Below are 4,437 nucleotides of genomic sequence, written 5' to 3' on the forward strand. Positions count from 1 at the left end.
CGCCTGACGGGCAGCGCCGTCAGTAACCAGGGGCAGGTGAATGCGGGGCGCGACATTGCGCTCTCCGGCGACAGGGTGTCCAGCAGCGGCCAGCTGGCGGCGAAAGGCCGCCTTGACGTGAACGCGGGAGAGCTGACGAACGGCGGCACGGCGCAGGGTAACGACGTCACCCTGAAGGGGCAGACGGTCACTAACAGCGGTACCCTGCAGAGCGCCGGCAACCTGGCGCTGAGCGCCGGTACCCTGGAGCAGCGGGGCACGCTCAGCGCGAAAGGCAACGCGAACGTCACGGCGCAGCAGGCCCTGCGTAACAGCGGCAGCCTGCTGGCTGACGGCGCGATGCGCGTGACGGCAGACGCGCTTGAGCAGAACGGCACCCTGTCCGGCGCGACGGCGCTGACGGCGCAGGCCGGCACCCTGACCAGCGGTCAGGCGTCCCGCACCACCAGCCAGGGTAACGTACAGATTACCGCGACCCGCAGCGCCAGCCTGAACGGGCAGACGGACGCGGCGGGGGCATTAACCGTCAGCACCGGCGACCTGACCACCGGCCAGGATGCGCACCTGCAGAGCGGGCAGGGGCTTACCCTGCAGGCGAAGAATGCCGCGCTGAACGGCACGCAGGCGGCGAAAGGGGCTCTGTCGGTGACGGCGGGCACCCTTGCGCACGCCGGGAAATCCACCGGTAACGCGCTGAGTTTTAACGCGACCGGCGACCTGACCAGCGGCGGCGAGCTCACCGCCAGCGCCATCGCGCTCAGTGGACAGAACATCCTCCAGTCCGGCGTCGCAAAAGCGGACAGCATGACCCTGACGGCCCCCGGGCGCATCACCAGCAGCGGTACGCTGGTTGCCGGTACGCTGGCGCTGGACGGTGCCTCGGTGGAGAACGGCGGGCTGCTGCAGGGAACCACCCTGCTCGGCCTGAAGACCGGGTCACTCACGAACCTTGCCGGCGGGTCTGTCTACAGCGCGCAGGATTTAACGCTGAACGTTCCGGCGCTGGCCAACAGCGGGCTTATCACCACCGACGGCACGCTGCGCATTAAAGGCGACACGCTGACAAACCAGGGTGAAATCAACGGCGTCAGCCTGAGCAGCGACTACCTCAGCCTGACCAACAGCGGGCGCCTGCTGGCGGACGACCGGCTCACCCTGAACGGCACTGCATTTACTAACGCGGGCAATATTGCGGCCGGCGACCTGCACATCACGGCGGACAGCCTGCAGAACCAGGGCACCGTCGGGGGGGACTCGGCCCTGACGCTCGGCGTGGCAGACCTCATTAACCGGGGCGCGCTGCGCAGCGGCGGAACGCTGACGCTTAACGGTGAAACGCTGGCCAACAGCGGCGAGCTCAGCGCCACCGCGCTGCTGCTGAGCCTGACCCGCCAGGCCAGCAACGATGCCGACGGGCGGGTGATTGCCCGGAACGGCCTGACGCTGACCGCCGCCAGCCTGACGAACGGCGGCCTGATGGCCGGTACCGACGCGCAGTTTAACAGCGCGTCGGTGACCAACGGCGGCACGCTGCAGGGGACACACTCCCTCACGGCGACCGGGACACAGCTCAGCAACCTGCAGGCGGGCATGCTGCTTTCCGGCGGCGCGCTCGGCCTGCACCACACCACCCTGACCAACGCCGGGCTGCTGCAGGGCAACACCCTGAACCTGGCCACCGGCGAGTGGATAAATACCGGCAACGCGCTGGGGGAAGCGGGCGTGACGGCGGCGGTGACCGGCACGCTGACCAACAGCGGCAAGGTGCTCAGCCAGCAGGCGCTGGACGTCCAGGCGGGCAGGACCGATAACCGGGGCCAGCTGCTGGCGAAAGTGCTGACCCTGCGGGGTGACCTGCAGAACAGCGGCCTGCTTCAGGGCAGCAGCACGCTGGCCTGGTCCGGCAACACCTTCACGAACCAGCCTCAGGGCCAGGTGACGGGCGGCGAGACCCTGACGCTCAGCGGACAAACGCTGAGCAACGCGGGCAGCCTGCAGGGGCGCAGCGCGACGCTTGACGCCGGGAGCCTGAATAACCAGGGCAGCGTTCAGACGCTGGACGCCCTGACCCTTTCCACGACCGGCAGGCTGGATAACACGGGCGCCCTGCTCAGCCAGAACCTGTTCACGCTGACGGCGGCGCAGCTGTTCAACGACGGCCAGCTGGCCGGGAAGGCGCTGACGGTGAAGGCTGCGCAGCTGAACAACACCGGGATTCTTCAGGGCAACGACACGCTGGCGCTGACCACCCGCGCGCTGAGCAACGGCGCCACCGGGCAGCTGATTAGCGGCAGTTCGCTGGACCTGTCCCTCGACACGCTCGATAACGCCGGCCTGCTGCTGGTGAACGGCGGGTTTACCCTGCGGGGCAGCGACCTGACCAACCGGGGCGATATTCAGGCGCAGGACCTGGATTTGGGCCTGAGCAGTGCCCTGACCAGCACGGGGAACATCGTTGCCACCGGAGATGCCGCGCTTCACGCGACGACGTTGACCAGCAGCGGCACGGTGGCGGGCAAAACGCTGACAGCTGGCGCGACGGAGCTGCGCAACAGTGGCCTGATGCAGGGCAGCAGCGCGGTTAACGCCGCCGCTGACCGCTTTATCAACGAGCAGAACGGCAAATGGCTCTCCGGCGGCGGCTTCACGCTGACGGGCGGAGAGCTGACGAACGCCGGTACGCTGCAGGGCGCGACGCTGGGCATGACCGGCACCACCCTCACCAACAGCGGCACGGTGAACGGGCAGACGGGACTCAGCGGCACGCTCGGAGGGGCGTTAACCAATACCGGGCTGCTGCAGAGTGGCGGCACCACCGCCTTCACCGCGGACACCCTGGCGAACCCGGGGCGCATCACGGGCGGTACGCTCTCCCTCACCGCCCGCGATATGAACAACGGCGGGCTGATGCAGGGAACGAACGGCCTGGCGCTCACCGGCACCGCGCTGACCACGGGCGCGACCTCGCGCACCCTCTCCGGCGGCATGCTGACGCTGGATGCAGGCCAGCTGACCACCCAGGGCACGCTGCAGGGGAACGGCGCGGACATCCGCGCCACCGGCGACTGGACGCACGGCGGGTCCCTGCTCAGCCAGGGAGCGCTGACGGCCACGACCGGCGGCACGCTGACCTCAGCCGGCTCGCTGATGAGCCAGGGGCGGGCGGATATCACCGCGCAGACGCTGGACAACCGCGGGCAGCTCCTCAGCGAGGGGGACGTGACGCTCGGCGGCAGCACCCTTAAAAACAGCGGCACCGTGCAGGGGAACACCCTCGCGCTGCATCAGAACAGCATTAACAACCAGGGCACGCTGACCGGCCTGCAGAGCCTGACCGTTCAGGGGGAGCAGCGGCTGATGGCGCGCATGGCGATGGCCGCGCCGCAGCAGGCGCTGATTAACGGCGCAGGCGGCAGGCTTCTCACTCAGGGCACCCTGACCATGGCGTCCGGCGCGGTGACCAACGCCGGGAGCTGGCAGGCGCAGAACATCCTGCTTAACGCGCAGTCGCTCACCAACAGCGGCACGGTGCAGAGCGCCGACGGGCTGCAGATGACGCTGGCCGACACGCTCACCGGAACCGCGGGCAGTAAGATTACCGCGCTGGGTGCGGCGACGCTGCAGGCCGCGACGCTGGCGAACCAGGGGCAGTGGGCGGCGAAAAACCTGACGCTGACGGGCGGCACGCTCAGCAACAGCGGCGCCATCAGCGGCGTGAATGGCCTGACCCTCAGCCAGACCGGCGCGGTCAGCCAGCAGTCGACCGGCACCCTGCTCTCCGGCGGGGCGCTGAACGTCACGGCGGCCTCCGTCACCAGCGACGGCAAAATGCAGGGGGGCACGCTCGGCATCACCACCGGGGCGCTCACTAACGGCGGACGTCTGCAGGGCGATAACGGCGCGACGCTGGCCCTCAGCGGGACGCTTACCAACAGCAGCGGAGGCGAAATCGTCAGCCGCGATGCGCTGACGCTGACCACGCCCGCGCTGTTTAACTACGGCCTGATCCAGGGCGGCGGCGAGACGCGGGTGACAGCCTCCGCGCAGGCGCGTAACGACGGCAGGCTGCTCTCCGGCGCGCGCCTGACGCTCGGCACGCCGCAGTTCACCGGCACCGGCTGGCTGCAGGCCACCGACCTGATACTCAATGCGGCAAACGCCACCAACGGCGGCACGTGGGTGGCCGACCGGGCCACGCTGACCGGCACCAGTTTCGCCAGCCAGGGCACCACCCAGGCGGGGCAGCTGACGGTTAACTACGGCCAGCTGAACAACAGCGGCACGCTGCTCGGCAACGCGCAGCTGAACATTAATGCCGACCAGGTGACCCAGAGCGCGGGCGGCAGGCTGCTGAGCGGCGGCAACCTGTGGCTGCAGAGCCGTGGGCTGGACCTGACCGGCCAGCTGGTGTCCCTGGGGGACTTAACGCTGCAGCTG

Annotated in this window: 1 pseudogene; it reads left to right on the forward strand. The window is 69.0% G+C overall.

What is annotated here, in order from left to right:
* Nucleotides 1-4,437, forward strand: a pseudogene (cdiA, locus tag F0319_RS18775) (contact-dependent inhibition toxin CdiA); the annotation flags it as partial.

It is taken from the genome of Enterobacter vonholyi (assembly GCF_008364555.1).
Taxonomy (GTDB): Bacteria; Pseudomonadota; Gammaproteobacteria; order Enterobacterales; family Enterobacteriaceae; genus Enterobacter; species Enterobacter vonholyi.